This window comes from Burkholderia sp. BCC0398 (genome assembly GCF_902833245.1).
In the GTDB taxonomy this organism is placed as follows: domain Bacteria; phylum Pseudomonadota; class Gammaproteobacteria; order Burkholderiales; family Burkholderiaceae; genus Burkholderia; species Burkholderia sola.
In genome coordinates this window covers 162,838-178,449 of record NZ_CADFEM010000013.1, presented here as the reverse complement: position 1 = coordinate 178,449, position 15,612 = coordinate 162,838, and the positions used below count along the sequence as shown (strand labels likewise).

General features: G+C 68.9%; 17 protein-coding genes. 16 read left to right on the top strand and 1 reads right to left on the bottom strand.

The window, feature by feature from the left end:
* Positions 1-65: 65 nt before the first annotated feature.
* From HWX76_RS26825 to HWX76_RS26780, 10 genes are all read left to right on the top strand, one after another.
* The gene (locus HWX76_RS26825) at positions 66-1,298 is read left to right on the top strand and encodes an ABC transporter permease (protein ID WP_235356330.1); all 1,233 of its coding nucleotides are present in this window, start codon (positions 66-68) and stop codon (positions 1,296-1,298) included.
* Positions 1,295-2,194 carry an ABC transporter ATP-binding protein gene (locus HWX76_RS26820; RefSeq protein ID WP_050018160.1) on the top strand — a complete coding sequence of 300 codons (900 nt, stop codon included), beginning with the start codon at positions 1,295-1,297 and terminating at the stop codon, positions 2,192-2,194. Before HWX76_RS26825 ends, HWX76_RS26820 begins: the two co-directional genes overlap by 4 nt.
* A gap of 17 nt (positions 2,195-2,211) precedes the next feature.
* A complete protein-coding gene (locus HWX76_RS26815) occupies positions 2,212-3,141 on the top strand; it encodes an MlaD family protein (protein WP_050018159.1) in 930 nt (309 codons plus the stop codon).
* Between the two features lie 83 nt (positions 3,142-3,224).
* Positions 3,225-3,848 (top strand): ABC-type transport auxiliary lipoprotein family protein, encoded by a 624-nt coding sequence (locus tag HWX76_RS26810; protein WP_023478104.1) that lies wholly within the window; start codon positions 3,225-3,227, stop codon positions 3,846-3,848.
* A 31-nt stretch (positions 3,849-3,879) separates the two neighbouring features.
* Complete coding sequence (locus tag HWX76_RS26805; protein WP_089488852.1) at positions 3,880-5,031, top strand: VanZ family protein; 1,152 nt, start codon at positions 3,880-3,882, stop codon at positions 5,029-5,031.
* A 154-nt stretch (positions 5,032-5,185) separates the two neighbouring features.
* Entirely contained in the window at positions 5,186-5,503 is a 318-nt protein-coding gene (locus HWX76_RS26800) for a ferredoxin (RefSeq protein ID WP_050018157.1), read from the top strand.
* Between the two features lie 13 nt (positions 5,504-5,516).
* Positions 5,517-6,161, top strand: coding sequence for an alpha/beta hydrolase (locus tag HWX76_RS26795; RefSeq protein WP_050018156.1), 645 nt, complete (start codon positions 5,517-5,519; stop codon positions 6,159-6,161).
* Between the two features lie 497 nt (positions 6,162-6,658).
* Positions 6,659-7,969 (top strand): D-alanyl-D-alanine carboxypeptidase family protein, encoded by a 1,311-nt coding sequence (locus tag HWX76_RS26790; RefSeq protein ID WP_050018155.1) that lies wholly within the window; start codon positions 6,659-6,661, stop codon positions 7,967-7,969.
* A 48-nt stretch (positions 7,970-8,017) separates the two neighbouring features.
* Positions 8,018-8,944 carry a D-amino acid aminotransferase gene (locus HWX76_RS26785; RefSeq protein ID WP_176016574.1) on the top strand — a complete coding sequence of 309 codons (927 nt, stop codon included), beginning with the start codon at positions 8,018-8,020 and terminating at the stop codon, positions 8,942-8,944.
* Positions 8,944-9,252, top strand: coding sequence for a YbeD family protein (locus HWX76_RS26780; RefSeq protein WP_011546305.1), 309 nt, complete (start codon positions 8,944-8,946; stop codon positions 9,250-9,252). The genes HWX76_RS26785 and HWX76_RS26780 overlap by 1 nt, the downstream gene beginning before the upstream one ends.
* A 22-nt stretch (positions 9,253-9,274) precedes the next feature.
* On the opposite strand, the gene HWX76_RS26775 is transcribed toward HWX76_RS26780, so the two are convergent.
* On the bottom strand, positions 9,275-10,264 hold the full coding sequence (locus tag HWX76_RS26775; protein ID WP_006485238.1) for a transcriptional regulator GcvA: 990 nt from the start codon (positions 10,262-10,264) through the stop codon (positions 9,275-9,277).
* A 102-nt stretch (positions 10,265-10,366) separates the two neighbouring features.
* On the opposite strand from HWX76_RS26775, the gene HWX76_RS26770 reads away from it, so the two are divergent.
* From HWX76_RS26770 to HWX76_RS26745, 6 genes are all read left to right on the top strand, one after another.
* Complete coding sequence (locus tag HWX76_RS26770) at positions 10,367-10,693, top strand: DUF2917 domain-containing protein (protein ID WP_050018167.1); 327 nt, start codon at positions 10,367-10,369, stop codon at positions 10,691-10,693.
* Positions 10,694-10,777: 84 nt separating this feature from the next.
* A complete protein-coding gene (gene lipB, locus HWX76_RS26765) occupies positions 10,778-11,533 on the top strand; it encodes a lipoyl(octanoyl) transferase LipB (protein WP_050018153.1) in 756 nt (251 codons plus the stop codon).
* The gene (gene lipA, locus HWX76_RS26760) at positions 11,526-12,518 is read left to right on the top strand and encodes a lipoyl synthase (RefSeq protein ID WP_012329293.1); all 993 of its coding nucleotides are present in this window, start codon (positions 11,526-11,528) and stop codon (positions 12,516-12,518) included. The genes lipB and lipA overlap by 8 nt, the downstream gene beginning before the upstream one ends.
* Before the next feature lie 242 nt (positions 12,519-12,760).
* Positions 12,761-13,777 (top strand): taurine ABC transporter substrate-binding protein, encoded by a 1,017-nt coding sequence (gene tauA / locus HWX76_RS26755; RefSeq protein WP_176016573.1) that lies wholly within the window; start codon positions 12,761-12,763, stop codon positions 13,775-13,777.
* A gap of 40 nt (positions 13,778-13,817) precedes the next feature.
* Entirely contained in the window at positions 13,818-14,615 is a 798-nt protein-coding gene (locus HWX76_RS26750; protein WP_176016572.1) for an ATP-binding cassette domain-containing protein, read from the top strand.
* Positions 14,615-15,577: an ABC transporter permease subunit gene (locus tag HWX76_RS26745; protein ID WP_176016591.1), complete on the top strand. Its 963-nt coding sequence runs from the start codon at positions 14,615-14,617 to the stop codon at positions 15,575-15,577. The genes HWX76_RS26750 and HWX76_RS26745 overlap by 1 nt, the downstream gene beginning before the upstream one ends.
* Positions 15,578-15,612 lie beyond the last annotated feature (35 nt).

The following is a 15,612-nucleotide window of genomic DNA, read 5'->3' as shown; positions in this document are numbered from 1 at the left end:
ATGAAAGGTCGCGACGCCGGCCGCTGGCCGAGGCCCACGGCGGCTTCGGGCCGGTCCCGGCCGGCATGCCCGGCCCGGCGCCGCGGCCGGGCATGCCGGCCGTAATCCTCACGTCGCGGCGCCGGGCGGTTCGCTACAATGGCCGCTGTCATCCTTTTGCAAACAACCCGCCCTTGGACTTCGAGACTCCTCCCGGCCTGTCGGTCGACGCCGGCGGCCAGGGCCAGACGGTGCGCCTGACCGGCCAGTGGACCGCGCTGTCGCTCGCGCGCAACCGCGGCGCCGTGGCGCGCCGCATCGCGACCCTCGCCAGCGGGCGCGTGAGCGAATGGGATCTGTCCGGCATCGAGCGGCTCGACCACGTCGGCGGCCAGGCGCTGTGGCGCGTGTGGGGCCGCAAGCTGCCGGCCGGCGTCGCGCTGAGCGCCACGCAGCGCACGATCTTCGAGCGCATCGAACGGCTCGACAGCCAGCGCGAGGCGCCCGAGCGCATCGTGCGGTTCGATCCCGTCACGCGGCTCGGCCTGGCGATCTTCGCGTTCGGCGAACACCTGCAGGGCGGCATCGCGATGTTCGGCCGCGTGATCCTCGACGCGCTGTCGGTGCTGCGCCGCCCGCGGACGATGCCGTGGAAGGAGACCTCGGCGAACATCTACAGCGCCGGCGCGCAGGCGCTGCCGATCACCGCGCTCGTCGCGTTCCTGATCGGCATCGTGCTCAGCTACCTGTCCGCGCAGCAGTTGCAGATGTTCGGCGCGAACCGCTATATCGTGAACATTCTCGGGCTGTCGGTGATCCGCGAGCTCGGTCCCGTGCTGTCGGCGATCCTCGTCGCGGGCCGCTCGGGCTCGGCGATCACCGCGCAGATCGGCGTGATGCGCGTGACCGAGGAGCTCGACGCGATGCGCGTGATGGGCATCCCGCACGGGCTGCGGCTGATCCTGCCGCGCGTGCTCGCGCTCGGCGTCGCGATGCCGCTGCTCGTGATGTGGACCAACATCATCGCGCTGACGGGCGGCGCGCTCGCCGCGAAGCTGGTGCTCGGCATCGACATCAACTATTTCGTGCGCTCGCTGCCGGGCGTCGTGCCGATCGCGAACCTGTACATCGGCGTCGGCAAGGGCGTCGTGTTCGGCATGCTGATCGCACTGGTCGCGTGCCATTTCGGCTTCCGGATCAAGGCGAACTCGCAGAGCCTCGGCGAAGGCACGACCACGTCGGTCGTGTCGTCGATCACGGTCGTGATTCTCGCCGACGCGGTGTTCGCGATCCTGTTCCAGAACGTGGGGCTCGGATGAACGCATCGAACGACACGACCGCGCATGCCGCGGCGATCGGCGCCGGGCCGGACGCGGCCGCCGACGCCGGCGACCTCGTGATCGAGGTACGCAACCTGACCAAGCGCTACGGGCGCAACGTCGTTCACCAGAAGCTCGATTTCGACGTGCGGCGCGGCGAGATCGTGTCGATCGTCGGCGGGTCGGGCTCCGGCAAGACGACGCTCGTGCGCCAGATCCTCGGCCTCGAGCGGCCGACGTCGGGCACGATCAAGGTGTTCGGCGAGGATACGGCGACGATCGACGACGCGACCGCGCGGATGATGCGCACGCGTTCGGGGATGCTGTTCCAGCAGGGCGCGCTGTTCTCGTCGATGACGGTGTTCGACAACGTCGCGCAGCCGCTGCGCGAGCTCGGCCGCGTGCCGCCGGACCTGCTGCACGACATCGTGATGCTGAAGCTCGAGATGGTCGGGCTGCCGTGCAAGCACGCGTCGAAGATGCCGGCCGCGCTGTCGGGCGGGATGGTGAAGCGGGTCGGCATCGCGCGCGCGATCGCGCTGGAGCCCGAGCTGCTGTTCCTCGACGAGCCGACGGCCGGCCTCGATCCGCAGGCGTCCGACGAATTCGTCGAGCTGATCGCGACGCTGCACCGCACGCTCGGGCTGACCGTCGTGATGGTGACGCACGACCTCGACACGATGGTCGCGCTGTCGACGCGCGTCGCGGTGCTGGCCGATCGCAAGGTGCTGGTCGCCGCGCCCGTCGAGGAGGCCGCGAACGTCGACCATCCGTTCATCCACGAATATTTCCTGGGGCTGCGCGGGCGCCGCGCATTGCAGGCGCTGCCGCCCGAGCGGCGCGCGAAGCTGCCGAAGGCGGCCCTCGAACCGGCGCTGTCGAGCGTCGAGCTGTAGAAGCAAGGAACCCGCGAATGGAAAACAAATCACATGCGTTCTGGGCCGGCCTGTTCACGATCGCGCTGACGCTCGCGATCGCGGGCACCGTGTTCTGGTTCAACGTCGACCGCACCGTGCGCGTGCCGTACGACCTGCTCGCGCGCACCAACGTGACCGGGCTGTTCCCGGACGCGGCCGTGCGCTTTCGCGGCCTCGACGTCGGCAAGGTGCAGTCGATCGGCTTCGATCGCACGCATCCGGGCCAGATCCGGATCCGCATTCTCGTCGATCACGACGCGCCGATCACGCAGTCGACCTACGGCAGCCTCGGCTTCCAGGGCGTGACCGGCATCGCGTTCGTGCAGCTCGAGGATACGGGGCGCGATCTGTCGCCGCTGCCGTCGTCGCCGAAGGCGATCGCGCAGATCCCGATGCGGCCGAGCCTGTTCGACCAGATCCAGGAGCGCGGCGACGTGCTGCTGCGGCAGCTCGAACTGGCCGCGAAGAGCGCGAACGCGCTGATGTCGCCCGAGATGCGCGAGCAGTTGCGCGCGACCGCCGAAAGCCTGCAGCACGCGGCCGACGGCGCCGCGACGCTGACCAGGCAGCTCGGCCCGGCAGTCACCGCGCTGCCGGAGACGATGCACGAGGTGAACCGCGCGATGGCGTCGGCGAACACGCTGCTGCAGCCGAACGGGCCGCTCGTGTCGAACCTGAACAAGGCCGGCACGGCCGCCGAGCAGGTCGGCGTCGCGCTGAACGGCCTCAACGCGCGCGTGCAGTACGACACGCTGCCGCGCTTCAATGCGCTGGCCGACAGCGTCGGCGACGCGTCGCGGCAATTGAAGGACGTCGCCGGTGAACTTGGCCGCAACCCGCGCAGTCTGTTGTTCGGCTCGCCCGGCGCGGCCCCGGGGCCCGGCGAGGCGGGCTTCGTCTGGCCGGGTGCGACGGCCGGGAAGTGAAGCGCAAACCCATCGAGGGTCCAGCCGGAAACGGCCGGGTCATGACGCCCATCGAAACCGGAAACTTCATGCAGGAATACGCCATGCCACGAATCCTTGACCGCGCGCTGCGCCCGGCCGCGGCCGCGCTGGCCGTGCTGACGCTCGCGCTGGCGGCCGGCTGCGCCGGCAACGACGCGGTGCTGTCGAACATCCGCTACGACCTCGGGCCCGCGTCGTCGGTGACGACCACCGGTTCGGGCCCCGCGCTGAAGGTGCTCGACGTCGCCGCGCCGGACGCGCTCGATTCCGACAAGTTCGCGTACCGCCTCGCGTATGCCGATGCGCAGCACGTGGCCGTCTATCGCGACAGCCGCTGGACCGCGCCGCCCGCGCAACTGCTCACGCAGCGGCTGCGCGGCGCGCTGTCGTCGCGCGGGACGGTGCTCGAAGGCGCCGACGGCGTGCGCGCGCCGACGCTCAAGGTCGACCTGAGCGAATTCGAACAGGTTTTCGATGGGCAGTCGCAAAGCCACGGCGCGGTGACCGCGCGCGCGACGCTGATGCAGGACGGCAAGGTGCTCGGCCAGCGCACGTTCGTCGCGCGCGCGCCGTCGAGCACGCCCGACGCGGCCGGCGGCGCGCGTGCGCTCGCGGCGGCCAGCGACGAACTCGTGTCGCAGATCGCCGCGTGGGTCGGCGTGCAGGCGTACGCGGGCACGCCGTGACGGCCGACGTGCATCCGCGATTGCATCCGCGATGAACGTGCCGGGCACGCATCGCGCGTCACCGCTCGCGCGGCAGGCGTTTGCCGCTTACGCGGCGCTGATCGTCTATGCGTCGCTGTATCCGTTCGAAGGCTGGCTGTCGCTCGGCATCGGCCCGTTCGATTACCTGTTCGCGCCGATGCAGCGCTACGTGACCGCGTTCGACGTGGCCACGAACGTGCTCGGCTATCTGCCGTTCGGCGCGCTCGGCGTGCTCGCGCTGCACCCGCGCTGGCGCGGCGTGGCCGCGACGCTGATCGCGGGCGGGCTCGGCGTGCTGCTGTCGGGCGCGATGGAGGCGCTGCAGACCTACCTGCCGACGCGCGTCGCGTCGAATCTCGACCTTGGCGCCAACGCGCTCGGCGCGCTGCTGGGCGCGGCGCTCGCCGCGCCGGCCACCGGCGCGCTGCTCGACCGCGGCGCGCTGCGCCGGCTGCGCTTCGCGTGGCTGGAGGCCGACGGTTCGACGCCGCTGCTGCTCGCCGCGCTGTGGCCGTTCGCGATCGTGTTTCCGTCGCCGTTCCTGTTCGGCATCGGCGACTGGCCGGCCGCGCTGTGGGAGCGCGCCGACGCGTCGATGCAGGACGCGCTGCTCGCGTGGCTGCCGGCCGCGTGGCGCGTCAGCGAATGGCCCGAGCGGGTCGACGGCTGGCTGTCCGATTCCGCGTGGGAAGCCGTGCTCGGCGGGCTGATGCTGTTCGCCGCGCTGGCGATCGCGTCGCTCGCGATGCGCCCGCGCGCGCCGCGCATCCGGCTGCTGATCGCGCTGGTGGTCGCCACGCTGGTGCTGAAGGCGGCCGCAACGTTCATGCAGTCGGCTACCGGCCTCGTCGTCGTGTGGGCGACGCCCGGCGCGCGGCTCGGCATCGAGCTCGGCTTCGCGGCGGCGCTCGTCGCGTTGCGCGTGCCGGCGACGTGGCGCGCGATGCTCGCGGCGCTCGCGCTGCTGGCCGGCGTCGCGCTCGTGAACCTGCTGCCGGTCAACCCGTTCTTCGACTTCACGCTATCGGGGTGGCGGCAGGGCCGCTACGTGCACTTCAACAGCCTCGCGCGCTGGCTCGCGTGGATCTGGCCCTACGCGGCGCTGATCTGGCTCGGCCAGCGCGTCGAGCACGCGTGGCTGCCGGCCGCGCTGCGCCGCTGACGCGGCAGCCCGGGCCGCGCGGCGGCGGCCGTGCCGCGGGCAGCCGCGTGCGCCGCTCGCTATAATCGTCGGCATCCTCCGTTGCCGCCTTGCGCAACGGCAATTCATCGCCCTTCTTTGCGCACGGCCTCGTGCCGGGCCGCTCGTCACCATCATGGATTCCTACTACCAGCACCACGTCTTCTTCTGCCTGAACCAGCGCGATCCGGGCGCCGAGCGCCCGAGCTGCGCGCAATGCAATGCGCAGACCATGCAGGAATACGCGAAAAAGCGCGTGAAGGAACTCGGTCTCGCGGGGCCCGGCAAGGTGCGCATCAACAAGGCCGGCTGCCTCGACCGCTGCGAGGAAGGGCCGGTGATGGTCGTGTATCCGGAAGGCACGTGGTACACGTACGTCGACCAGGCCGACATCGACGAGATCGTCGAGTCGCACCTGCGCGACGGCAACGTCGTCGACCGCCTGAAGATCTGAGCGGGCCGGCCGAATGAACGTTCATACGCAGAAATCGCTGATCGCGGGCCCGATCGGCCAGATCGAAATCGCGGTCGACCTGCCCGACGCCGTGCGCGAAAGCGGCGCCGCGCCGCGCGGCATCGCGCTCGTCGCGCACCCGCATCCGCTGTTCGGCGGCACGATGGACAACAAGGTCGCGCAGACGCTCGCGCGCACGCTCGTGCAACTGAACTATGTCGTCTACCGGTCGAACTTCCGTGGCGTCGGCGCGACCGAAGGCGTGCACGACAACGGCGCGGGCGAGGCCGACGATCTTCTCGCGGTGCTCGCGCACATGCGCGCGCAGCCCGCGTATGCGGACCTGCCGCTCGTGCTCGCGGGCTTCTCGTTCGGCACCTTCGTGCTGTCGCACGTCGCGAAGCGCCTGCGCGACGCGGGCGAGACGATCGAGCGGATGGTGTTCGTCGGCACGGCCGCGAGCCGCTGGCAGGTGGCCGACGTGCCCGAGAACACGCTCGTGATCCACGGCGAAACCGACGACACGGTGCCGATCGCGTCGGTGTACGACTGGGCGCGGCCGCAGGAGCTGCCGGTCGTCGTGATCCCCGGCGCCGAGCATTTCCTCCATCGCAAGCTGCACGTGCTGAAGCGCATCGTCGTCGACGCGTGGCGCTAGCCTGCATGCGGGCGTCGGCGCAAGCGCCAGCGTCCGTACCGCGCACCGGCGCCCGTCCGGACGATGCGCGACCCTTCCCGAAACTTCACGCGACATCGCGCCGCGCCCCGCCTGCTGCATGGCGCCGCAACCCGGCTTGCACGCCGCCTGCGCACGCCTTTCGCGCGGCTTCGAGCACGCGTGCCCGCCGCATTCCCGTGCGATGCTCGCGCAACGGGGTTGCGGACGTCCGCTGCCCGGTTCGCGAAAACGCCGTTCGCGGCCACGTATAATGGCCGCTTTCGCGTTGCCCGCGGCCCGGCTGGGCCCATGCGGCGCTCGTTTCGCCGCCTGTCCGCCCGCTCGCGACGGCCGCGAACCGAACGCGCCCGCACGAGTCCAACCGGCGCGTTTCGCGTCGTCCGACGGTGTCGGGCGAGCGCCCGACACGCCCGCCGCCTTGCCGTTCAACCCTGCGCGTTTCGCACCGCACTTTCTGCCATCAGCCTGAATCGATCATGCGTCTGTCTTCCCAAGGCCTCAAGTCCCTCGCTTCCTCCATCGCCTTCAGCACCGCCGCGCGCAACGTCGCGCTCGGCGTGATGCTGCCCGTCGCGCTCGCATCGACGATCGTCGTCGCCGAGGCGAAGCCGGCCGCCAAGGCCAAGGCCGCGCATGCGGCGCCGGCCGCCGAGCAGTTCACCGGCGCGCCCGCGACCTACATGCCGGGCGCGGTGCCGCCGCCGGGCGTGAACGCGCGCTCGTGGGTGCTCGTCGACGCGACGAGCAACACGGTGCTCGCATCGGGCAATGCGGACGAACGCGTCGAGCCGGCGTCGCTGACGAAGCTGATGACGGCCTACCTCGTGTTCGAGGCGCTCGACAAGAAGAAGATCTCGATGGAGCAGATCGTCACGCCGAGCGAAGCCGTGCGCCGCGTCGGCCGCGACGAGTCGCGCATGTTCATCGAGGCGAACAAGCCGGTGTCCGTGCACGACCTCGTGTACGGGATGATCATCCAGTCGGGCAATGACGCTGCGATCGCGCTGGCCGAACTCGTCGGCGGCAGCGAAGGGCAGTTCGTCACGCTGATGAACGACGAGGCCGCGCGCCTCGGCATGAAGGGCACGCATTTCGCCGACGTGAACGGCATGCCCGACCCGAACCACTACACGACGGCCGGCGATCTCGCGAAGCTGTCGGCTCACCTGATCCGCGATTTTCCGCAGTACTACGGCATCTTCTCGGAGAAGGAATTCAAGTACAACAACATCCGCCAGGGCAACCGCAACCGTCTGTTGTGGCTCGACCCGACGGTCGACGGCCTGAAGACGGGCCACACGCAGGCGGCCGGTTACTGCCTGATCGCATCGGCGAAGCGCGCGATCCCGGGCGTCGACGGCCAGCGCCGCCTCGTGTCGGTGATGATGGGCGAGCAGAAGGAAAGCGACCGTACGCAGGACAGCATGAAGATGCTGAACTACGGCTACAGCGCGTTCGATTCGGTGCGCCTGTTCAAGGGCGGCCAGGCGATCTCGACGCCGCGCGTCTACAAGGGCAAGGACAACACCGTGCAGGTCGGCGTGAAGAGCGACCAGTGGGCGACCGTGCCGCGCGGCCTCGGCGACAAGGTCAAGACCGAGGTCGACGTCAACGCGCCGCTGATCGCGCCGCTCGCGGCAGGCCAGCAGGTCGGCACCGTGAAGATCGTCGCCGACGGCAAGACGCTGTCCGAATTCCCGGTCGTCGCGCTGCAGGCGGTGCCGGAAGCGGGTATCTTCGGACGTATCTGGGACTCGATCCTGCTGATGTTCAGCAAGAAGAAGTAAGCACGACGGGCCTTTGTTTTCACGACTTCATCCCCATCTGTCAAAGCTATGAGCCAAGCCGAATTCGAACCGATCGTCTACCTCAGCGTCTCGGCGCAGGAGGAACTGGTGCCGCTGTCCGAAGCCCGTGTGCCGGTGCTCGACCGCGGGTTCATCTTCGGCGACGGCGTGTATGAAGTCGTCCCCGTCTATGCGCACGACGGCGCGCACGTGCCGTTCCGGATCGAACAGCATCTGGACCGGCTCGCGCGCAGCCTGAAGAAGATCGGCATCGACAACCCGCACGATGCGGCGGGCTGGCGCGCGCTGATCGAGCGGGTGGTCGCGGCGAACGCGGAAGGCCTCGGCGACGGCAACGCGCTCGTCTACCTGCAGGTGACGCGCGGCGTCGCGAAGCGCGGCCACGCGTTCCCGGCGAACGCGGTGCCGACGGTGTTCGCGATGACGAGCCCGCTGCGGCTGCCGTCCGAAGCGGAGCGCGCGAAGGGCGTGCGCTGCGTGACGGCCGAGGATCGCCGCTGGCTGCATTGCGACATCAAGTCGATTTCGCTGCTCGGCAACGTGTTGATGGCGCAGCATGCGGCCGAACGCGACGCGTTCGAGACGATTCAGCTGCGCGACGACAACGTGACCGAAGGCTCGTCGTCGAATGTGTGGATCGTGAAGAACGGCGAGCTGTTCGCGCCGCCGCGCAGCAACAAGATCCTCGAAGGGATCCGCTACGCGCTGGTCGAGCAGCTGGTCGAAGAATGCGGGATCCGGTTCGTCGCGCGCGAGATCAGCGAGGTCGAGCTGCGCTCGGCCGACGAGATCATGCTGACGTCGGCCACCAAGGAAATCCTGCCTGTGACGTCGCTCGACGATCTGCCCGTGCAGGGCGGCAAGCCGGGCCCCGTGTTCGCGGCGCTGTATGACGCGTACCAGCGTGCGAAGGCACGCGAGTTTGAACAGTTTGACCTAACCCGGAGAAAATGATGAGCGAACCGACCAAAACCGTCGAGGTCACCGGCGCGATCGAGACCCGGAAGGAGTCGCTGCTGGAGTTTCCGTGCGATTTCCCGATCAAGATCATGGGCAAGGCGCACCCCGAATTCAAGGACACGATCTTCAAGGTCGTGGCCGTTCACGACAACGAGATCGACGTCGAGAAGATCGAGGAGCGCGCGTCGAGCGGCGGCAATTACACGGGCCTCACGATCACCGTGCGCGCGACGAGCCAGGAACAGCTCGACAACATCTACCGTGCGCTGACCGGCCATCCGATGGTCAAGGTCGTGCTTTAAGCGCCCGTTCCGGCGTCCGGGGTCAGCGCAAACGGCCGCTGATCCCTTTCCATCCTCCCTCCAGCGCGCACTCGGCGGGGCATTTTCCCGCCGCGCGCCGCGCGTCCAGCTCGTCGCACAGCCGCTTGTATTCGGCCACTTCCTCGAACAGCCAGGTCCTGAACGCCTGCACGCGCGGCGTGTTCAAGAGCGGCGGCGGACACACGAAAAAATAGTGCCACGGGCTCGGCCCGTCGATGTCGAACAGACGCACGATGCGCCCGTCGAGCAGGTCGTGCACCGCGAGCGAGCGGCGCACCAGCGCGATGCCCTGGCCTTCGATCGCGGCCAGCAGCAGGTTCGACGAATCCTGGTACAGGATCCCCCGCTTGGGCTCGGTCAGCGTATCGAGCCCGGCCGCGTCGAACCACGGCCGCCACAGCTCGTCGTCCGAGCGCAGCAGCGGGTAGTGCACGAGATCGGCGGGCGTCTGCGGCAGCTTGCCGCCGTTCAGCGTCGGCGCGCACGCCGGAAAGAACACCTCCTCGAACAGCGGCTCCACGTGCAGCCCCGGATAGCTGCCGAAGCCGAAGCGGATCGCCAGATCGACGTCGTCGCGCGCGAAATCGGTGAGCGAGTTGGTCGACTGCAGCTCGACGTCGATTTCCGGATGCCGCTCGATGAACGTGCCGATGCGCGGCGTGATGAAGCGCGCGGCGAACGACGACAGCATCGACACCACCAGCCGCCGGTCGCGGTCGCTCGCGCGCACGTCGCGCGTCGCGTCGGCGATCACCATCAGCGCGGTACGGATCTGCTGCGCGTAGCGCATGCCGGCGTCGGTCAGGCACAGCCGCTTGCCGTTGCGCGTGAACAGCTGCACGCCGAGCTCTTCCTCGAGCGCGCGCACCTGGTGGCTGACCGCGCCGTGCGTGACGAACAGCTCGTCGGCGGCGCGCGAGAAGTTCTCGTGGCGGGCGGCGGCTTCGAACGCGCGAATCGCGTTCAGCGCCGGCAGCTGGCGGAGGTCCATTTGCTAATTTTCCTCACATCGACGTGAAAATTGGTCGTTTGGTCGGACACCTTCAAGTGACTAGGATTGTAGTCATCGAAGCACTTATTGGCGGAGTCGATCATGCAAGAAATCTCTTCAAGCATCACCTTCGAAATTCCCCCGGGCGAGACCGTACCGATGAAGGTGCAACGCAGCACGCGGCTGATTGTCCAGTGCGGGCCGGTCTGGGCGACGCGCAGCAACGACGTCGACGACTACTTTCTGGCCGACGGCGAGACGCTGAAGCTGCGCCGCGGCGAGCGGCTGTGGCTCAGCGCGGAAGGCCGCGAGGGCGCATGCGTCGCGTTCTCGGTGTCGCGCCCGCCGCGGGAAGTCGCGCTCGGCGGGCTGTCCCGGCTGCGCGAACGCGTCAACGCGCTGCTGCACGACGGCTGGCGTACCGTCTGACCATCGTTTCATCCGACGGATACCGGCGATCCGTCCCCGTCCCCAGGCCGGCGAGACCCACGGGTTTTCGGTAAACTACCGCCCATGTCCGTTTCGCCGGTTTCCATCGTGTCCACGCCTGTCGCCGTTTCCGCATCGCCCGCCGGAGTCCCGGCTCAGCCGGCCCAGCCGGTCACCGTGCGATGGCGGGGCCGCGAGGCGTACGACGCGAGCTTCGACGCGATGCGCGCGTTCACCGACACGCGCACGGCCGACACCGGCGACGAAATCTGGGTGGTCGAGCATCCGCCCGTCTACACGCTCGGCCAGGCCGGCGACCCGGCGCACCTGCTGGTGGCCGACAGCGGCGTGCCGCTCGTCAAGGTCGACCGCGGCGGACAAATCACCTACCACGGCCCCGGCCAGATCGTCGTCTACCTGCTGCTGGACCTGCGCCGGCGCAAGCTGATGGTGCGCACGCTCGTGACGAAGATCGAGGAGGCCGTGATCGAAACCCTCGCGGCGTATAATCTCGCTTCGGTCCGCAAGGCGGGCGCGCCGGGGATCTACGTGGCATCCGGCCTGCACGAGGGCGCGAAAATCGCGGCCCTCGGCCTGAAGATCCGCAACGGCTGCAGCTATCACGGGCTGAGCCTGAACGTGAAGATGGATCTGCGCCCGTTTCTTGCGATCAACCCGTGCGGCTATGCCGGACTGGAAACCGTCGACATGGCGAGCCTCGCGGTTGCCGCCGACTGGAACGACGTCGCCCACACGCTGGTGGGCCGTCTGATCGCCAACCTCGACGGCGCATCCGCGGCCGCCGACAAGCCGCACGCACTGGAACAATCGAATGACTGACGTTACCGCTTCTCCCGCACCGGCCGATTCGGCCGCGACCCCGGCCTACGATCCGACCGCCAAGCAGAAGGCGCAGGCGAAGACGGCGCGCATCCCGATCAAGGTCATTCCGATCGAAAAGCTGAAGAAGCCCGAGTGGATCCGCGTGAAGGCGGCCACCGGCAGCTCGCGCTTCAACGAGATCAAGACGATCCTGCGCGAGCACAACCTGCACACCGTGTGCGAGGAAGCGAGCTGCCCGAACATCGGCGAATGCTTCGGCAAGGGCACCGCGACGTTCATGATCATGGGCGACAAGTGCACGCGCCGCTGCCCGTTCTGCGACGTCGGCCACGGCCGTCCCGATCCGCTCGATGCGGATGAACCGAAGAACCTCGCGCGCACGATCGCCGCGCTCAAGCTCAAGTACGTGGTGATCACGAGCGTCGACCGCGACGACCTGCGCGACGGCGGCGCCGCCCACTTCGTCGAGTGCATTCGCGAAACGCGTGCGCAGTCGCCGGACACGCGCATCGAGATCCTGACGCCGGATTTCCGCGGCCGTCTCGACCGCGCGATCTCGATCCTGAACGCCGCCCCGCCGGACGTGATGAACCACAACCTCGAAACGGTGCCGCGCCTGTACAAGGAAGCGCGCCCGGGTTCGGACTACGCGCACTCGCTGAAGCTCTTGAAGGACTTCAAGGCGCTGCATCCGGACGTCGCGACGAAGTCGGGCCTGATGGTCGGCCTCGGCGAAACCGAAGAGGAAATCCTGCAGGTGATGCGCGACCTGCGCGCGCACGACGTCGACATGCTGACGATCGGCCAGTACCTGCAGCCGTCCGAGCACCACCTGCCGGTGCGGGCGTACGTGCATCCGGATACGTTCAAGATGTACGAGGAAGAGGCGTACAAGATGGGCTTCACGCACGCGGCCGTCGGCGCGATGGTGCGGTCGAGCTATCATGCCGACCTGCAGGCGCATGGGGCGGGGGTGGTCTGAGCGTCGCGTTTGCAGCAGCAGTCCCGAAAGCCCGCAGCGATGCGGGTTTTTTCGTTGGCGCGGCGATGATCCGCGCATGCGCACGGCAATCGCCACCCGACCGGACGCGCGATCCAATCCAGCGCGAAAAGCAAAGCTGAAACATCATCGATAGCTTCGCAGGATAAGTTCGCTCCCGCCGCACGCAAAGCCCGTAAAGTCGGCTCTCCCGCAGCAATGCCCGCATTCCGAAGGAGAGCCGCATGTCCCGTTTCAGCTTCATCCGCCGCGCCGTCGTCGCGCTGACCGCCTTTGCCGCGCTTGGCGCGGCGCACGCCGAATCGCGCGAAGTCGTGATCGCGTACCAGGACATGGTCGTGCCGTGGCGCTATGCGCAAGCGAGCGGTGAAGTCGAAAAGGCGACCGGCTACAAGGTCAGGTTCCGCAAGCTCGACAGCGGCGCCGACGTGATCCGCGCGCTCGCGTCCGGCTCCGTGCAGCTCGGCGAGGCCGGGTCGAGTCCGATCGCGGCCGGCCTGTCGCAGGGGCTCGATATCTCGCTGTTCTGGGTGCTCGACAACATCAACGACGCCGAGGCGCTCGTCGCGCGCAACGGTTCGGGCGTGACCAGCGTCGCCGGGTTGAAGGGCAAGAAGATTGGCGTACCGTTCGTGTCGACGTCGCACTTCCATACGCTCGTCGCGCTGCAGGCCGCGGGCGTCAATCCGAACGACGTGAAGATCGTCAACCTGCGTCCGCCCGAGGTCGCGGCCGCCTGGGCGCGCGGCGACATCGACGCGACCTACATCTGGGATCCGGTGCTCGCGAAGGTCAAGCAGTCGGGCACCGTGCTGACGACGTCCGGCCAGGTTGCGAAGGAAAGCGGCAAGTCGACCTTCGACGGCTTCGTCGTGAGCCGCAAGTTCGCGCGCGAGAACCCCGAGTTCGTCGCGCGCTTCGTGAAGGTGCTCGCGGCGGCTGACGCCGACTACCGCGCGCATGCGGCGGCGTGGAAGGTCGGCTCGCCGCAGGTCGCGGCGGTCGCGAAGGTGTCCGGCGCGAATGCGCAGGACGTGCCGGCCAGCCTCGCCCTCTACGCGTTCCCGACGGCGGCCGAACAGGCTTCGCCGACGTGGCTCGGCGGCGGCGCGCAATCGGGCGCCGCGAAGTCGCTCGCGGCCACGGCTGCATTCCTCAAATCGCAAGGCACGATCCAGACGGTGCTCGCCGACTATTCGGTCGGCGTCGATCCGCAATTCGTGCAGAAGGCCGCGCGCTGAGCGCGGCCCCTCAGCCCACTCATCGCGGAGCCCTTCGATCATGAGCACGCTGGAAGTCCGTCAGGTATCGGTCGCCTATCCGGGCGAGCGCGGCAGGCCGACGACGCAGGCGCTCGCGCGCGTCGACGTGCGCATCGAGTCCGGTGAATTCGTCGTCGCGCTCGGCGCGTCCGGGTGCGGCAAGACCACGCTGCTGAACTGCATGGCCGGCTTCGTCGCGCCGACGACCGGCGACGTATGCGTCGACGGCGTGCCGGTCACGGGCCCCGGCGCGGATCGTGGCGTCGTGTTCCAGAAATACGCGCTGCTGCCGTGGCTCGATGTGCTCGACAACGTCGCGCTCGGGTTGCGCTTCGCGCGCGTGTCGAAAGCCGAGCGTGAAGCGCGGGCAACAGAAATGCTGGCGCTCGTCGGTCTCGAGCGCCATGCGCATGCGCGTGTGTACGAGCTGTCGGGCGGGATGCAGCAGCGGGTCGGCATCGCGCGTGCGCTCGCGAGCGACCCGCGCGTGCTGCTGATGGACGAGCCGATGGGCGCGCTCGACGCGATGACGCGCGGCACGATGCAGGCGCTCGTGCTCGACGTATGGGCGCGCACCGGCAAGACGGTGTTTTTCATTACGCACGACGTCGAGGAGGCGCTGTTCCTCGCGACGCGTCTCGTCGTGATGACGCCCGGCCCCGGCCGGATCGCGGAAACCTTCGAACTGCCGTTCGCGCGGCGCTACGTCGAATCGCGCGATGCGCGCGCGGTGAAGTCGTCACCGGAATTCATCGCGTGGCGCGAGCGGCTGATCGCGTATCTGCATCGCGACGAGGCAGCCGAGGCGGCCGCGTGATGCACGAACTCGCGCGACAGGGCGCGTCGGTCGGACGCGGTCGGATCAGCACTTTGCACAGGCAGGACAGCATGAGCACGCAGGATTCGTGGACGGCCGGCGGGACGGTCGCAGGTTTCGAGCAGGACGATCGCACGCGGACTCAGGCATCCGCGCGTCGTGCGCCGTCGTCGCACCGCTACCGGTTGCCGGGGGAGGGGAAGACGGCGGCCTTGAGCGCGGCGACGGTTGCAGCGCTGGCCGTGCTGTGGTGGGTCGCCACGCATCGCCAGTGGCTGCCGCCGCTGTTCCTGCCCGCGCCGGAAGCCGTGTGGGTGGCATTCGTCGACGCCTGGCATGGCCGCATCCAGGGTGGCCTGCCGTTGTCCGACCACCTGCTGTGGAGCGCCGCGCGCGTGTTCGGCGCGTTCCTGCTCGCCACCGCGATCGGCGTGCCGGCCGGCATCCTGATGGGCGTGAGCCGCCTTGCACGCGGCGTGCTCGATCCGCTGCTGGAGTTCTACCGGCCGCTGCCGCCGCTCGCATACCTGCCGCTCGTCGTGATCTGGTTCGGCATCGACGAAACGGCGAAGCTCGTCGTGATCTTCCTCGCGTGCTTCGCGCCGATCGCGATGGCCGCGCGCGCCGGCGTGCGCGCCGCGACGGTCGAGCAGATCAACGCCGCGTATTCGCTCGGCGGCAGCTTCGCGCAGATCGTGCGGCATGTGGTGCTGCCGGCCGCGCTGCCGGAGATCCTCACCGGGCTGCGGATCGCGATCGGGTTCGGCTGGACGACGCTCGTCGCGGCCGAGATGGTCGCCGCGACGGCCGGGCTCGGGCAGATGGTGCTCAACGCATCGAGCTTCCTGCGCACGGATATCGTCGTGATGGGGATCCTGATCATCGGCGCGATCGCGTGGCTGTTCGATCTCGCGATGCGATGGATCGAGCGGCGGGTGGTGCCGTGGAAGGGGCGGGGATAGGTCGGGGGGCGCGACGGGGCGTGACGCGGGCAGTC

What these genes read in the sequence shown, in the direction of transcription:
- HWX76_RS26780 (WP_011546305.1), top strand. Translation starts at nt 8,944, where the DNA reads ATGAGCGAACCGACCAAAACCGTCGAGGTCACCGGCGCGATCGAGACC.
- HWX76_RS26745 (WP_176016591.1), top strand. Translation starts at nt 14,615, where the DNA reads ATGCACGAACTCGCGCGACAGGGCGCGTCGGTCGGACGCGGTCGGATC.
- HWX76_RS26775 (WP_006485238.1), bottom strand. Translation starts at nt 10,264, where the DNA reads ATGGACCTCCGCCAGCTGCCGGCGCTGAACGCGATTCGCGCGTTCGAA.
- lipA (WP_012329293.1), top strand. Translation starts at nt 11,526, where the DNA reads ATGACTGACGTTACCGCTTCTCCCGCACCGGCCGATTCGGCCGCGACC.
- HWX76_RS26770 (WP_050018167.1), top strand. Translation starts at nt 10,367, where the DNA reads ATGCAAGAAATCTCTTCAAGCATCACCTTCGAAATTCCCCCGGGCGAG.
- HWX76_RS26790 (WP_050018155.1), top strand. Translation starts at nt 6,659, where the DNA reads ATGCGTCTGTCTTCCCAAGGCCTCAAGTCCCTCGCTTCCTCCATCGCC.
- tauA (WP_176016573.1), top strand. Translation starts at nt 12,761, where the DNA reads ATGTCCCGTTTCAGCTTCATCCGCCGCGCCGTCGTCGCGCTGACCGCC.
- HWX76_RS26805 (WP_089488852.1), top strand. Translation starts at nt 3,880, where the DNA reads ATGAACGTGCCGGGCACGCATCGCGCGTCACCGCTCGCGCGGCAGGCG.
- HWX76_RS26750 (WP_176016572.1), top strand. Translation starts at nt 13,818, where the DNA reads ATGAGCACGCTGGAAGTCCGTCAGGTATCGGTCGCCTATCCGGGCGAG.
- HWX76_RS26815 (WP_050018159.1), top strand. Translation starts at nt 2,212, where the DNA reads ATGGAAAACAAATCACATGCGTTCTGGGCCGGCCTGTTCACGATCGCG.
- HWX76_RS26785 (WP_176016574.1), top strand. Translation starts at nt 8,018, where the DNA reads ATGAGCCAAGCCGAATTCGAACCGATCGTCTACCTCAGCGTCTCGGCG.
- HWX76_RS26825 (WP_235356330.1), top strand. Translation starts at nt 66, where the DNA reads ATGCCCGGCCCGGCGCCGCGGCCGGGCATGCCGGCCGTAATCCTCACG.
- HWX76_RS26820 (WP_050018160.1), top strand. Translation starts at nt 1,295, where the DNA reads ATGAACGCATCGAACGACACGACCGCGCATGCCGCGGCGATCGGCGCC.
- HWX76_RS26800 (WP_050018157.1), top strand. Translation starts at nt 5,186, where the DNA reads ATGGATTCCTACTACCAGCACCACGTCTTCTTCTGCCTGAACCAGCGC.
- HWX76_RS26795 (WP_050018156.1), top strand. Translation starts at nt 5,517, where the DNA reads ATGAACGTTCATACGCAGAAATCGCTGATCGCGGGCCCGATCGGCCAG.
- lipB (WP_050018153.1), top strand. Translation starts at nt 10,778, where the DNA reads ATGTCCGTTTCGCCGGTTTCCATCGTGTCCACGCCTGTCGCCGTTTCC.
- HWX76_RS26810 (WP_023478104.1), top strand. Translation starts at nt 3,225, where the DNA reads ATGCCACGAATCCTTGACCGCGCGCTGCGCCCGGCCGCGGCCGCGCTG.